This is a genomic window from Pseudomonas sp. NPDC089752, assembly GCF_044748725.1.
GTDB lineage: Bacteria > Pseudomonadota > Gammaproteobacteria > Pseudomonadales > Pseudomonadaceae > Aquipseudomonas.
On the sequence record NZ_JBIVGP010000003.1, the window covers coordinates 290119 to 303346 of the forward strand.

The 13228-nt window shown below is 61.7% G+C and carries 8 protein-coding genes and 1 pseudogene; 5 read left to right on the top strand and 4 right to left on the bottom strand.

Annotated features, from left to right (window positions below):
* Nucleotides 1-111: 111 nt before the first annotated feature.
* Nucleotides 112-1001: pseudogene (locus ACIPZF_RS06590) on the bottom strand (LysR substrate-binding domain-containing protein).
* A 125-nt stretch (nucleotides 1002-1126) separates the two neighbouring features.
* On the opposite strand from ACIPZF_RS06590, the gene ACIPZF_RS06595 reads away from it, so the two are divergent.
* Genes ACIPZF_RS06595 through ACIPZF_RS06605 form a run of 3 tightly spaced genes read left to right on the top strand, consistent with a single transcriptional unit; the run spans nucleotide 1127 to nucleotide 4014 of the window.
* Nucleotides 1127-2107 (top strand): hypothetical protein, encoded by a 981-nt coding sequence (locus tag ACIPZF_RS06595; protein WP_400796709.1) that lies wholly within the window; start codon nucleotides 1127-1129, stop codon nucleotides 2105-2107.
* Nucleotides 2108-2131: 24 nt separating this feature from the next.
* The gene (locus tag ACIPZF_RS06600) at nucleotides 2132-3091 is read left to right on the top strand and encodes a 2OG-Fe(II) oxygenase (protein ID WP_400796712.1); all 960 of its coding nucleotides are present in this window, start codon (nucleotides 2132-2134) and stop codon (nucleotides 3089-3091) included.
* Between the two features lie 2 nt (nucleotides 3092-3093).
* The gene (locus ACIPZF_RS06605) at nucleotides 3094-4014 is read left to right on the top strand and encodes a DMT family transporter (protein ID WP_400796715.1); all 921 of its coding nucleotides are present in this window, start codon (nucleotides 3094-3096) and stop codon (nucleotides 4012-4014) included.
* Between the two features lie 15 nt (nucleotides 4015-4029).
* Here the strand turns inward: ACIPZF_RS06605 and ACIPZF_RS06610 are convergent, their stop codons facing one another.
* The 3 genes from ACIPZF_RS06610 to ACIPZF_RS06620 form a co-directional block, all read right to left on the bottom strand.
* Nucleotides 4030-5832 (bottom strand): acyl-CoA dehydrogenase, encoded by a 1803-nt coding sequence (locus ACIPZF_RS06610; protein WP_400796718.1) that lies wholly within the window; start codon nucleotides 5830-5832, stop codon nucleotides 4030-4032.
* A 471-nt stretch (nucleotides 5833-6303) separates the two neighbouring features.
* Nucleotides 6304-10257 (bottom strand): trifunctional transcriptional regulator/proline dehydrogenase/L-glutamate gamma-semialdehyde dehydrogenase, encoded by a 3954-nt coding sequence (gene putA, locus ACIPZF_RS06615; protein WP_400796721.1) that lies wholly within the window; start codon nucleotides 10255-10257, stop codon nucleotides 6304-6306.
* Between the two features lie 31 nt (nucleotides 10258-10288).
* Nucleotides 10289-10615, bottom strand: a complete 327-nt coding sequence (locus tag ACIPZF_RS06620; protein WP_400796723.1) for a hypothetical protein — start codon at nucleotides 10613-10615, stop codon at nucleotides 10289-10291.
* On the opposite strand from ACIPZF_RS06620, the gene putP reads away from it, so the two are divergent.
* Nucleotides 10614-12092, top strand: coding sequence for a sodium/proline symporter PutP (putP, locus tag ACIPZF_RS06625; protein ID WP_400796726.1), 1479 nt, complete (start codon nucleotides 10614-10616; stop codon nucleotides 12090-12092). The two genes, ACIPZF_RS06620 and putP, sit on opposite strands and share 2 nt — an antisense overlap.
* Nucleotides 12093-12202: 110 nt before the next feature.
* A complete protein-coding gene (locus ACIPZF_RS06630; protein ID WP_400796729.1) occupies nucleotides 12203-13039 on the top strand; it encodes a 23S rRNA (adenine(2030)-N(6))-methyltransferase RlmJ in 837 nt (278 codons plus the stop codon).
* Nucleotides 13040-13228 lie beyond the last annotated feature (189 nt).

Here is a 13228-nt window from a genome sequence, read left to right on the forward strand (position 1 = left end):
TCCGCGTGCACGGTGGCTCCCCCTAGAACCACCCGTCTTGCTTGCCGAGGCAGATTTCATCGCGTGCCTCGGGCAACACCCGCACATTATGGCAGCCCGGTACTTCCCAGGTCAGGGATTCGTATTGCCTATGGTTGCACCGCGACCCGCCCCGTCCTTCTGGATGGCGGCTTTCAACATTGCGTTCAGATGGGCCGCGACATGATGGGAGGTGTCCGTCAGCAAGTAGATGTGATGTTGGCAAGGTCGGGCAAGCCCATGCCTTCCAGGTAGGCGAGCGATGTATCGCCGTCATCGAGGCCTTCGACGATGCCGACTGCCAGGCCGCTTCGCATGCAGGCCAGCACCGCATGCCAATTGGCGCTTTCCAGCAGCACACGGTACTCGATGCCCTGTGCCTTCAACGCCTGCAAGGCGGCTTCCCGGTACGGGCAGCCCTTCAACTGCAGTGCCAATGGCAAGGGGCGACTGGCGTCATGGGTGAACCCTGGGGCCGCAGCCCAGCGTGGCCGAGTCGAACGCAGCCATTCTCCCTGCTCCCAGTTATCACTGCTGACTGCCACTGCAAGGTCCAGGCGTTGCCGGGCGAACAGGTCGATCAGCTCGGCGCTGGATCGCGCCACGGCCTCCAGTTCCAGCTTGGGATTGCTGGCGACGAACTCCGGCAAAAAGTCGCTCATGAGATCGGCAGCATAGCCGTCGGGTACTCCCAGGCGGACCTTGCCGGTCATCTGCTGCGGCGACAGCGTTGCCAGCAGCCGGTCGTGGACCATGAGGAAACGTGTCGCTTCACCCAGCAAATGACGGCCTGCCGGGGTCAGCTCAACTGACTGGTTGCTGCGGGCGAACAGCTGTTGCCCCAGCTTCTCCTCCAGCTTCTGTATTTGCGAGGTCACTGCCGAGGGGCTGCGGTGGACGTAGTCGGCAGCATCCTTGAAGCGACCTAGCCGAGCCACTGCCTGGAAGGTTCTCAATACATCTATGTCGAGGCCTTTGCCCATATAACTTCCTTATTTGGTTGGATCGAACCAGCGCTTCGATTTAATCAACTGTACAGGCTTCATACCCCCACTTACTGTGGGCCCAAAGCACGCTTCCCTACCGACAATGCAATGGAATGACACGGATGAGCCTGAACGACTTTGTTGTAGATGCACTCGTACGCACCCCCTCTTATCAGCACGCACGCCTATGGACCGTCGAGAACCATGAGAAGTACTCGACGCTTATTCAGCCCGAACCCGTAGCTGACCGTGAACAGCGTTTCAATCACGAGATATTTCTGCTCATGCGGGATCTGAACGAGCAAGGTGTAGGTGACGACGGGCTTTGTGCCGACGCGCAGGGGAAGGGGGCGCTCAAGAGCGTCATCGGCAATGTTGCCGAGCGGCTGGCGGCGCTTGGTAGCGGGCGCCGCGTGCATTACGTCGAGCTAGGCCCGGAGCCGGTCAAGAGTGCCTGCTTGCTCAAGCAAATGGCGCAAACCTCAAGCTCCATTCGCTACACCGCCATCGATATCAATCAGACATCGGAATCCGCCATGAGCGATGCGTTACTGCCCATCGTTCAGGCGGAGGGCAGCTTCAACTACATCGCCGCGGACTATCGCACCGTGACCCACGACGACTTGCGGCACGACCAGGAGCTCACCCTCATCACCCTGCTCGGCTTTCAGGAAGGTAATGAACTGCCGGTGAGCACTGGCAGGCTCATCCGTAATCTGGCGGGTGATACCACCTACATCCTTTCGGAAATGCAGGTGTACGAACAGGGCCTGGAAAACACCATTCTTTCATTCTATGCCAACCCCAACATGCTCCAGTTCTCCCGCATGGTGGCGCTTCAGCAAAGCTTCCTACCCTGTGGCGAGCATGAGGCCATTCTCGTCCCGCTGCGAATTCTGGATGAGTTGATTCACGTAGTCGTGACCCTGCAGCCCGTGCAACGCCTGGAAGAGCATGGGTATCTGCTGACCAACATCTGCCTCAAATACACACCCGAACAGTTCCGCCGCATGCGCGCAAGGCACTGCAACTGCAGTGTGGTGGACGAATTCGCCAGTGGTGACGGTTCGGTGCGCTACCAGATTGCAAAATATCTCCAGTAGTCACTCCACGAGGACGGGCAAATCATGAACCACTCAAGCACCTTACCCCTGTTCGAACGCGGCTTAGGGCGTGTGAAGCTGGCCTTGAAGTCGACATTGAAGCGCACGCAGCGGCCATCGTCGATTTGCCTGGGCGACCCTATCGCCTGGCGCGACGATCTGCTGTGCCAACAAGGGCCCAGTGTCAGCGACAGCCGCACACTCGAACAGCTTGGCTATGCAGAGAGTCCTCACTCAACCATTGAGGCGGACGCCATTACCGGGGTGGCTGTGGTTCATCGGTTGTTCACTCCCGAGGGGGTGGCGGTGTTGCAAGACATCGGTGCCCGCCTGGAGCAACGGGCAGGGGACAGTGACTGGATCATTTCGCGGCGCACCCGGGGGGTAACGGCGCTTTCGTCATTCATCGACGACATGATGAACAGCCGCTCATTCCTGCTGGCTGTTTCCCGGATTGCAGGCGTGCCGCTCGTGCCATACCCGATGCTCAATGCGCGTTCGCAGATCAACTACTTTTATCCCAAGCCTGTCGAGCAACAACAGCAGTTGGGCATGTGGCACACGGACGGCACCAATTACGTGCTCAACGTCGTATTGTCGGGCGGTTGCGACTACAGTGGGGGCGAGTTCCTGTTCCATAACGGAACCATTGATACTTTCGATGCGTTGGATCACCGTACGTTCGAAACTGCAGGCCTGGATGCACCAGGTGATGCGCTGTTCATCTACGGCAGCCGCTTGTTTCATGGTGTCCGGCCGGTGCTGAGCGGCCGACGCATGTCCCTGGTACTGTCTTTCCACTGCCCCTATTTCACTGATGATTCCAATCGTTTCTGGCACCTGGCCTCCGACGATGGCATCCCTGCGACGATTCCCAATTGGTTGAAGCTGCGCTGGGCTCTGCATCGTCCGGCAGCCCGGCAGTATGCCCGGATTGGCATGGAGCCGATTACGTTCGAGGAATTGCGTCACAGGGGGGGGTGATCATGCAAGGCAGCGCGCCATACCTGCTTATCCTGCAAGTCATCTTCGTTCTTTCCTGGAGCTCGGGCTTCATTGGTGCTCGGTTGGGCACGGAGGACGCTGGCGCGATAAATCTGCTGTTCTGGCGCTTTCTGCTGGTCAGCCTCTGCCTGCTGCCGTTGGTCGTGCATCGACTGCGCACGCTGTCTTGGGGGCAGTTGCGTTACAACGCGATTATCGGATTCCTGGCCCAATTTGCTTACCTGGTCAGCGTCTACATCGCTATCCGAGGCGGGCTATCGGCAGGCATTGCGGCCATCATCTGCGCTCTACAACCCTTGATAACGGCATCACTTACCAGCAGAGATCAGCAGGAACGCAGCGGTAGACAGGAGTGGCTGGGGCTGGGGATCGGGTTCGCGGGTGTCAGCATGGTCATTTTCGGCGAGTACAACTTGTCCACCACTCGGCTCGACCTGTGGCTGTATGCGCTGCCGCTGATCGCCGCGATAACGTTGTCGATCGCCACCCTTTATCAGCGACGGCAATCGGTCCTGGCAACCGACCACAGCAAGGACGGTTTGCTGATGCCATTGTTTCTGCAATCGACCACGACCCTGGTATTGCTCACCACCATAGGGTTGCCGCTGGGCTTGATCGAAGTGCCTACCACTACCCAGGTATGGGCCGCAGTTGTCTGGCTGACCTTGTTCTCGACGTTCATCGCCTATCTGAGCCTGTGGATGTTGCTGACCAAGCTGTCGGCAACCCGCGTCTCGACGCTGGTTTATCTCGAACCACCAGTGACCCTGTTATGGGCCGCGCTGATGTTCGGCGATGCGATTCATTGGACGACTTATGCTGGCATCCTGGTGGTGGCGGCTGGCATTGCCATCGCTCACAAGCCGAACACATCAGCCTCTCCCGCAAAATGTGTTGAGTGACGATTCAGGCAGGCTCTAGAACCACGCGTCCTGCATGCTGAGACATGTGTCGTCGCGAGCTTCGAGCAGCGCCAGTTCTTGATGGCAGCCTGGTACCTCCCAGGTAAGGAAGTACCGCGCAGCCTGCAGCTTGCCAAGATAGAAGTCGCGGTCGGCATGGTTGTCTTTCGACAGGCCGAGTTCGGCGTGGGTCGCCTGTTCCAACCAGCGCCAGCCGATCACGCAGTGGCCGAAGGCTTTGAGGTACAGGGCCGAGTTGGCCAGCGCGCCAGCGGTTTTGCCCTCGGCCAGATCGCCTAGCAGGGCCAGAGTCACGGTCTGCAGGCGGTTGATCAACTGTTCGAGGGGCTGGCGCAGGGCATCCAGGCTTGGGTAATGGCTGGCGCGTTCGGCTGTGCCTGCGATCAGGCGAATCAGTTGCTTGAGGCCGGCGCCGTTGTTCTGCGCCAGTTTGCGGCCCAGCAGGTCGAGCGACTGGATGCCCTCGGTGCCTTCGTGAATCGGGTTCAGGCGGTTGTCGCGGTAGTACTGCTCGACCGGGTATTCGCGGGTGTAGCCGTGGCCGCCGAGGATCTGGATCGCCAGTTCGTTGGCCTTGAGGCAGAAGGTCGATGGCCAGGATTTGACGATCGGCGTCAGCAGGTCGAGCAGTTGCTGGGCTTGGACTCGGGCGTCTTCTTCGATGGCGGTGTGGGTGTCGTCGAACAGCCGGGCTGCGTATAGACCCAGGTCGAAGGCTCCTTCCACGTAGGCTTTTTGCGCCAGAAGCATCCGTTTGACGTCGGTGTGGCTGATGATTGGAACCGCAGCGCTTTGTGGATCCTTGTTATCCGGCAGTCGGCCCTGGGGGCGCTGACGAGCGTATTCCAGGGAATACAGATAGCCGGCGTAACCCAGCATGACCGCACCCATGCCGACGCCGATACGTGCTTCGTTCATCATCTGGAACATGCACGCCAGGCCTTGGTGCGGCTGGCCGATGAGGTAGCCGACACACTGGCCGTTGTCGCCGAAATTCAGCGCGGTGGACGTGGTGCCGCGCCAGCCCATCTTGTGGAACAGCCCGGCCAGCAGCACATCGTTGCGCTCGCCCCGACTACCGTCTTGCTTGACCAGGAACTTGGGCACGATGAACAGCGAGATTCCCTTCACCCCAGGTGGTGCGTCGGGCAGCTTGGCGAGGACCATGTGCACGATGTTTTCGGACAGTTCGTGGTCGCCGCCGGAAATGAAGATCTTGTTGCCCTTGATCCGGTAACTGCCGTCGGCAGCCGGTTCGGCGCGGGTGCGGATATCGGCCAGCGAAGAGCCGGCGTGGGGTTCGGTCAGCGCCATGGTGCCGAAGTAGCGGCCCTCGATCATCGGCTGCAGGTACAGGCGTTTCTGTTCATCGCTGCCGAAGCTTTCGATCAGGTTGGCCGCACCCATGGTCAGGAACGGGTAGGCCGTGGTGCCAGCGTTGGCGGCCTGGAAATGCGCGAAGCAGGCCTGCGAGACCAGGCTGGGCAGCTGCATGCCGCCGACTTCGAAGTCGCGGTTGGCGTTGAGGAAGCCCGCTTCGAGGAAGGCATCGACCGCCGGTTTCACCTCGGGGATCAGCTCGGCGCGTCCGTCCACATAGCGCGGCTCGTTTTCATCGGCCTTGCGGTTGTGCGGGGCGAAGAACTTTTCGGCGATGGTGCGCGCGGTGGCCAGCGCCGCATCGAAGGTTTCGCGGCTGTGCTCGGCGAAGCGCGGGCGCTGGGTCAGGGCTTCGGCGTCGAGGACTTCGTAGAGTTCGAAGGCGAGGTTGCGGGGGCTGAGCAGGGTCTCGGGCATGGCGGCGGTCCTTGAGCGGGCTTGGGGCGAGTCTAGGGCCAGGGGGGGAGGCGGGACAGTTTTATAGGTGGGAGTGATATGGCTTTAGAAAGCGGTGCGGCGTGCAGGTGTTCGCCATGGCTTGTCTGGTGGTCTTCAAACCGAGCGCCGCCCGCGCGGCGCATCGCGGATGAATCCGCTCCTACGGTCTACCTCTGGCCAGTTATGCCTGCGGCATCTCCGCTGTCAGTCTTGGCGTACGCCTCGATATCAAGTCGTACGCACAAGGCGGACAGTGAAGATGTGCCAGACATAACTGGCCGTAGGTAGACCGTAGGAGCGGATTCATCCGCGATGCGCCGCGCGGGCGGCGCTCGATATCCGCCGCGCTGCAATAATCAAGGCATGCACCTGGCCGCCCAGACTCAATTTCGGAGCAAGCACAAAAAAAGGAGAGCCGAAGCTCTCCTTTTTCGCCAACGACCCTCAGCCTCAGCCAATAGTCATCAAGCTGGCATTACCACCCGCAGCAGCCGTATTCACACTCACCGCACGCTCAATCACCAACCGCTCCAACGCAATCTGGTGATCCCCGCTGGACAGCCCATGTACGCCAACGATCGCCCCGGCCCGCTTGGCCACCTGCTGGCAAACGCCACGCAGCTGGTCGGAGTCGCCATGGTGGATCACGGCGTCGAACGCCACTTCATCCTTGTTCCAATCCGCCACCAGCTTGATCTTGGCCTGCAGCTCTTTCGGCAGGCGCCCGCGCAAAGCCTTGCCTGGCTCGCTGTCCACCCACACAGCTGAGCTGCCAACCGCCAGCACTGCAGCGAACTGCGCCAACAGGTCAGCCTCGTTATCCGCCAGGCACAGCACATGCTCGCGCGGCAGGATGGTGTAGCTGTTGCGCTCGCCGGTCGGGCCTGGCAGCAGGCGGGCGATGCCGCTTTGCGACTGGCTGGCGAACTGGCTGCACAGCGCGGCCAGGTCGGCCTGTTGGTTGCTCTCGGCCCAAGCCTTGAGGCTGTGCAGCGGCTTGGTCAGCTGTTCGTGCAGGGTGCGTTCCGGCTTGCCTTCGCCGTCCTGTTGCTGGAAGTGACGACCAATGGCGTCCGCCGGGCGGGTCGACAGCAGGCGGTACAGGTACAGCGGGCCGCCGGCTTTCGGGCCGGTGCCGGACAGGCCTTCACCACCGAACGGCTGCACACCGACCACTGCACCGACGATGTTGCGGTTGACGTACAGGTTGCCGGCGTTAGCGTTCTCCACCACCTTGGCGATGGTCTCGTCGATACGGGTGTGCACGCCGAGGGTCAGGCCGTAGCCGGAGTCGTTGATCTGCTGGATCAGCTGATCGAGGTTGCGGCGGTTGTAGCGCACCACGTGCAGCACCGGGCCGAAGATCTCGCGCTTGAGCTCGTCGAAGCTCTCCAGCTCGATCAGGGTTGGCATGACGAAGGTGCCGCGTTTGACCTCGGCGGCATCGGCGATGGCGACCTGGTAGACCGAGCGGCCTTTTTCGCGCATGCCCTGGATGTGCTTCTCGATGCCTGCCTTGGCTTCGGCGTCGATCACCGGGCCGATGTCCACGGCCAGGCGGTCCGGGTTGCCCAGGCGGCTTTCGGCCATGGCACCCTTGAGCATCTCGATCACACGGTCGGCGGAATCTTCCTGCAGGCACAGTACGCGCAGGGCCGAGCAACGCTGACCGGCGCTGTCGAAGGCCGAAGACACCACATCGATCACCACCTGCTCGGTCAGTGCCGAGGAGTCGACGATCATTGCGTTCTGGCCACCGGTTTCGGCAATCAGCGGGATCGGACGGCCCTGGTTGTCCAGACGGCCGGCGACATTTCGCTGCAGCAGACGGGCAACTTCGGTGGAGCCTGTGAACATCACGCCTTTGACGCGCTCGTCACCGACCAGGCCGGCACCGACGGTTTCACCGCGGCCTGGCAGCAGCTGCAGTACGCCTTCGGGAATACCGGCTTCAAGCAGCAGGCGCACAGCCTGGGCCGCGATCAGTGGGGTCTGCTCGGCAGGTTTGGCCAGCACCGGGTTACCGGCCGCCAAAGCTGCGGCTACCTGGCCGCTGAAGATTGCCAGCGGGAAGTTCCACGGGCTGATGCACACCACCGGGCCCAGTGGGCGGTGGGCGTCGTTGCTGAAATCGTTGCGTGCCTGCACCGCGTAGTAGCGCAGGAAGTCCACGGCCTCGCGCACTTCGGCGATGGCGTTGGCGAAGGTTTTGCCAGCCTCACGAACCAGCAGCCCCATCAGCGGCTGAATCTCGGCCTCCATCAGGTCGGCGGTGCGTTCCAGAATGGCGGCGCGTTCGGCCGGCGGGGTGGCCTGCCAGATCGGCGCGGCATTGATGGCGCACTGGATGGCGTTGTCGACGTCACCGACCGTGGCTTCCTGCACATGGCCGACCACGTCGCGATGGTCTGCCGGGTTCAGTACTGGCGTTGCAGCGGACTCGCTGGCGGCGCAGGCCAGCAGCGGGGTGGCTTTCCAGTCGTTGTGCGCGGTGGCCAGCATGGCGCAGGACAGCGACGCCAGGCGGTGTTCGTTGGCCATGTCGATGCCGGCCGAGTTGGCCCGCTCGCTGCCATACAGATCACGCGGCAGCGGGATGCGCGGGTGCGGCAGGCCGATGCTGCCTTCCTGGGTGCCCATGCGTTCGATGCTGGCGACCGGGTCGGCAACCAGCTCCTGAATGGAAATGGAATGGTCGGCGATGCGGTTGACGAACGAGGTGTTGGCGCCGTTTTCCAGCAGGCGACGCACCAGGTAGGCCAGCAGGGTTTCGTGAGTACCGACGGGGGCGTACACGCGGCACGGTCGGTTCAGCTTGCCTTCGGAGACTTTGCCTACGACCTGTTCGTATAGCGGCTCACCCATGCCATGCAGACACTGGAACTCGTACTGGCCCGGGTAATAGTTCTGGCCGGCGATGTGGTAGATGGCCGACAGAGTGTGGGCGTTGTGGGTGGCGAACTGCGGATAGATCGCCTCCGGCACTGCCAGCAGTTTGCGCGCGCAGGCGACGTAGGAAACGTCGGTGTACACCTTGCGGGTGTACACCGGGTAGCCTTCCAGGCCCTCGACCTGGGCACGCTTGATCTCGCTGTCCCAGTAGGCGCCCTTGACCAGGCGGATCATCAGGCGGTGGCGGCTGCGCTTGGCCAGGTCGATGACGTAGTCGATCACGTACGGGCAGCGCTTCTGGTAGGCCTGGATGACGAAGCCGATACCGTTCCAGCCGGCCAGCGATGGCTCGAAGCACAGGCGCTCGAGCAGGTCGAGCGACAGCTCCAGGCGGTCGGCTTCTTCGGCGTCGATGTTCAGGCCGATGTCGTATTGCTTGGCCAGCAGGGTCAGCGACAGCAGGCGCGGGTACAGCTCTTCCATCACGCGCTCGTACTGGGCGCGGCTGTAACGCGGGTGCAGCGCCGACAGCTTGATCGAGATGCCCGGGCCTTCATAAATGCCACGGCCATGGGAGGCCTTGCCGATCGAGTGGATCGCCTGCTCGTAGGAGGCCAGGTACTTCTGTGCGTCATGCTCGGTCAATGCGGCTTCGCCGAGCATGTCGTAGGAATAACGGAAGCCCTTGGACTCGAAACGACTGGCGTTGGCCAGTGCTTCGGCGATGGTTTCGCCGGTGACGAATTGTTCGCCCATCAGGCGCATGGCCATGTCGACGCCCTTGCGGATCATCGGCTCGCCGCTCTTGCCGATGATGCGGGTGAGCGAGGAGGTCAGGCCGGATTCATTGTGCGTGGAGACCAGCTTGCCGGTCAGCAGCAGGCCCCAGGTGGCGGCGTTGACGAACAGCGACGGGCTGTTGCCCAGATGCGGCTGCCAGTTGCCGGTGCTGATCTTGTCGCGGATCAGTGCGTCGCGGGTGCCCTTGTCGGGGATGCGCAGCAGGGCTTCGGCCAGGCACATCAGGGCGACGCCTTCCTGCGACGAAAGGGAAAATTCCTGCAGCAGGCCTTGAACGATGCCAGCACGTCCGCCAGCACTCTTCTGGTTACGCAATTTTTCAGCGATGCCGGCGGCCAGCTTGTTGGTGGCCTCGGCCAGCGGTGCGCTCAGGCGCGCCTGCTCCAGCAGCATCGGAATGACTTCCTGCTCCGGGCGGCGGTAGGCGGCGGTGATGGCGGAACGCAGCACCGACTGCGGCAGAATGCTTTCAGCGAACTCCAGGAAGCACTGGTGGGCATGGTCCGGTTGGACTTCGCCGGCGTCGTCCGCCGAACCGTTGGCTTGACCATTGAGTTCGGTCAGGGTGGCGCCACCCTCGAGCTTCTCCAGGTAGTTGAAGATCGCTTGCTTGATCAACCAGTGCGGCGTGCGGTCAATCGACTGCGCAGCTGCTTTGAGTCGCTCACGGGTCGGGTCATCGAGTTTGACCCCAAGGGTGGTCGTCGCCATTTCTTATCCTCGTTATTGCCACGGCTGTGGCCTAAGCTGACACCAAGAGTATCTGTAGGATATTTCGGGTGCAACCAGGTGCAACCCGTTTTTTTCGTTGATGAGGTGCAACTCGTCCGATGAAAATATCCCCAAAGACAAAAAGGTCGTTTTCGGTGCCTTTCGTTCTGAAAAATACCGTTTTTGCTCCAAATTGGAGCAAAAAAACGGCTTTGCCTGATTTTGCGCGACTGGGTGCAACTTGCAAAAGAAAAATGGTTGCACCCACTTTATGTTGTTGCATAGGATTCGCCGTCTGGGTGCAACCGTCTCGCTGCGGTTGTGCATGAAATAAAAACAAACGCCAGGGCACACGCATGGGCAATCCACTAACGATCACTTTCGTGGTCTACATCGCGGCAATGGTGCTGATCGGCTTCGCCGCTTATCGCGCCACCAACAACCTTTCCGACTACATCCTCGGCGGTCGCAGCCTGGGTAGCGTGGTCACCGCGCTTTCCGCAGGGGCCTCCGACATGAGCGGCTGGCTGTTGATGGGCCTGCCGGGCGCCATCTACTTCTCTGGCCTTTCCGAAGCCTGGATCGCCATCGGGCTGACCGTCGGTGCCTACCTCAACTGGCTGTTCGTTGCCGGCCGCCTGCGCGTGCAGACCGAGCACAATGGCGATGCGCTGACCCTGCCGGACTACTTCTCCAGCCGCTTCGAAGACAAGAGCGGCATGCTGCGCATCATCTCCGCCATCGTCATCCTGGTGTTCTTCACCATCTACTGTGCCTCGGGCATCGTCGCCGGTGCGCGCCTGTTCGAAAGCACGTTCGGCATGTCGTACGAGACGGCGCTGTGGGCCGGTGCTGCCGCAACCATCGCCTACACCTTCGTCGGTGGTTTCCTGGCGGTAAGCTGGACCGATACCGTGCAGGCCTCGCTGATGATCTTCGCGCTGATCCTCACGCCGGTCATCGTGCTGATTTCCACCGGTGGCTTCGACTCCACCTTCGCTGCTATCGAGGCCGTCAACCCGGCCAACTTCGACATGCTCAAGGGTGCGACCTTCATCGGCATCATCTCGCTGATGGGCTGGGGTCTGGGCTACTTCGGCCAGCCGCACATCCTGGCGCGCTTCATGGCCGCCGATTCGGTCAAGTCGATCGCTAACGCCCGTCGCATTTCCATGACCTGGATGATCCTGTGCCTGGCCGGTACCTGCGCCGTGGGCTTCTTCGGTATCGCCTACTTTTCGGCAAATCCTGACCTGGCGGGTCCGGTCACCGAAAACCATGAGCGTGTGTTCATCGAACTGGCGAAGATCCTGTTCAACCCATGGATCGCTGGCGTGCTGCTGTCGGCCATTCTGGCAGCGGTGATGAGTACCCTGAGCTGCCAGTTGCTGGTCTGCTCCAGTGCCCTGACCGAAGACTTCTACAAGGCCTTCCTGCGCAAGAATGCTTCGCAGGTCGAGCTGGTGTGGGTCGGCCGTCTGATGGTGCTGGCCGTTGCGCTGATCGCCATCGCCATGGCCGCCAATCCGGAAAACCGCGTGCTGGGCCTGGTGGCTTACGCCTGGGCCGGCTTCGGCGCTGCCTTCGGTCCGGTGGTGCTGATTTCGGTGCTGTGGAAAGGCATGACCCGTAACGGTGCCCTGGCCGGTATCGTGGTCGGTGCAGTGACCGTGATCGTGTGGAAACAGATCGATACCTGGGGCCTGTACGAAATTATCCCAGGCTTCCTGTTCGCCAGCATCGCCATCTTTGTCGTGAGCAAGCTGGGCAGCCCGTCGAGCAGCATGGTTTCGCGTTTTGAAACTGCTGATGCGGCGTACCACGCCGACAAGTAATACCCGTTGAATCGGCGGCGCCTGCTGCGCAGGCAGGCGCCACCGATCAGCAGTCGGGCCTGACTCCGCCCGCGAGGCAAGGTAAACTTGCCGGCTTCGCAGGAGTTGCCATGAACTATCGTCACGCCTTCCACGCCGGCAACCACGCCGACGTCCTCAAACACATCGTGCTGACCCGCCTCATCGCCCTGATGTCGCGCAAGGAGCAGCCGTTCGCCTATATCGATACCCACGCCGGCCTGGGTCTGTACGACCTGCAGGGCGACCAGGCGACGCGCACGGGTGAATACCTCGAAGGTGTCGCGCGCCTGTGGAATCGCGATGACTTGCCGGCCATGGCGGCAGACTACCTGCGCGTCATCAAGCGCCTGAATGCCGATGGCCAGCTGCGTTACTACCCCGGTTCACCGGAGCTGGCGCGCCGCCTGATGCGTCAGCAGGACCGTGCCTTGCTCAACGAGAAGCACCCGGAAGACGGCCCGCTGCTCAAAGAGAACATGAAGAAAGACCCGCGCGTTGTGGTGCACCTGGGCGAGGGCTGGCATGTGCCGCGGGCGCTGCTGCCGGTGCAGGAAAAACGCGCAATCATGCTGATCGACCCGCCGTTCGAGCAGGCCGATGAGCTCAAGCGCTGCACATCCTCCTTGAAAGAGGCGATCGGCCGGATGCGCCAGACTGTCGCCGCCATCTGGTACCCGATCAAGGATCAGCGTTCGCTGACCCGTTTCTACCAGGACCTGACCAGCACTGGCGCGCCGAAGCTGTTGCGGGTCGAGTTGTATGTTCACCATCAGGACAGCCCGCAGGGCTTGAACGGCTCAGGCCTGGCCATCGCCAACCCGCCATGGGGGCTTGAGGACGAACTCAAGGAGCTGTTGCCCTGGCTGGCCAAAGAGTTGGCGCAGACCGCCGGCAGCTACCGGATGGACTGGCTGATCGCTGAATGAGCAGGCCTGTGAGCGCGCCGCGGTACCTGTGGGAGCGGCTTTAGCCGCGAATCAGGCGACGCGCTGGATAGCACCGGCTTCGCCGGTGTTCGCGGATGAATCCGCTCCTACAGGTTAATGCAGTGTCTCTTTTGTTGTTTGCGTTATAATCCCGCCTTTTAGCCGCCACCCGCCCACGAGGCCGCTGGC

Coding starts and splice junctions, on each gene's coding strand:
- ACIPZF_RS06595 (WP_400796709.1), top strand. CDS start 1,127: ATGAGCCTGAACGACTTTGTTGTAGATGCACTCGTACGCACCCCCTCT.
- ACIPZF_RS06600 (WP_400796712.1), top strand. CDS start 2,132: ATGAACCACTCAAGCACCTTACCCCTGTTCGAACGCGGCTTAGGGCGT.
- ACIPZF_RS06605 (WP_400796715.1), top strand. CDS start 3,094: ATGCAAGGCAGCGCGCCATACCTGCTTATCCTGCAAGTCATCTTCGTT.
- ACIPZF_RS06610 (WP_400796718.1), bottom strand. CDS start 5,832: ATGCCCGAGACCCTGCTCAGCCCCCGCAACCTCGCCTTCGAACTCTAC.
- putA (WP_400796721.1), bottom strand. CDS start 10,257: ATGGCGACGACCACCCTTGGGGTCAAACTCGATGACCCGACCCGTGAG.
- putP (WP_400796726.1), top strand. CDS start 10,614: ATGGGCAATCCACTAACGATCACTTTCGTGGTCTACATCGCGGCAATG.
- ACIPZF_RS06620 (WP_400796723.1), bottom strand. CDS start 10,615: ATGCGTGTGCCCTGGCGTTTGTTTTTATTTCATGCACAACCGCAGCGA.
- ACIPZF_RS06630 (WP_400796729.1), top strand. CDS start 12,203: ATGAACTATCGTCACGCCTTCCACGCCGGCAACCACGCCGACGTCCTC.